The following is a 956-nucleotide window of genomic DNA, read 5'->3' on the forward strand; positions in this document are numbered from 1 at the left end:
CCTTGGTTTTCAGCATGGCGTCAGCACCCATCATACGGATAGTGTTCTCCGAGAATACACTGCCAAGCAACAGGTTCTTCACGAAGTCCTTGCCTGCTGCCGAGAGCTTGTCTTCGCCCTCACGCAATCCAGCTACCTCGTTCAGACCTATCACGCCCTTATCTACCAAACGTGTCAACAAAGAATTTATTGCCGACGGATTGTTAAAGAATGCGTCAAGACTACCGCTTCCCTCTATCTCCGATATAATAGTGCCTATCTCGTCAGCAGAAAGCTTCTTCGAGTTCGCCACAGCTTGCTGTGTATTGTCCTGCGCTTTCTTCTCGTTCTTGTTGAACTTGGCGAAGGTTGCCGTATCATACTTCATCGGCTCGTCGCTCACAAGCACAAGGCGCGGATGCTTTATTCCGCTCTGCTCAATCTGCTCTGCCGTGAAGCCGTAGTTCTCTGCATTCTCCTTCAACGCTTCAAGATAAGCGCCGTCGGTTCCGTCCTTGGCTGCTTTCTGTCCTGCCATCGTTCTGCCGTTACCGTCTACAACAATGCCGTCAGATGTCACAACCGGCACCTGGTCTACTGCCTGTCCGTCATACTTCATGGCTATCATATCCGTTACCAGCTGAGCCTGCTTGTCATTCTCATAGTCACGGTCGTTGATAGTCCTGCCTTCCTCGTTCACGGGGAAACCCTCGCTCTTCTTATATCCGTCGTTGGCATTATGCGAAGGTGTCAGACTGTCTGCATCAACAATCTCATAGTGTCCTCTTAGCTTGCTTCCGTCAGCCAATGTACGTGTGCGCTTATTACCCACAACGCGCAAGCCACTCTCGAACTTCTCCCGAGCAACTCCTACCCTACCTACTTCACCTACACCACCTACCGAACTTGCTTTCTCCATTCCAGCCTTGACCTTCTTCTCAGTCATAGCCTTCTTGATATTGGTGTATAGCTCCAGT

1 protein-coding gene is annotated in these 956 nt (G+C 50.5%); it reads right to left on the bottom strand.

Features of this window, described 5'->3' with window-relative positions:
- Positions 1-956, bottom strand: a 956-nt coding sequence (locus tag I6E38_RS14915; RefSeq protein WP_235394718.1) for a hypothetical protein, incomplete at both ends; no start/stop codon positions are given.

The organism is Leyella stercorea (genome assembly GCF_021531355.1).
Lineage (GTDB): Bacteria > Bacteroidota > Bacteroidia > Bacteroidales > Bacteroidaceae > Prevotella.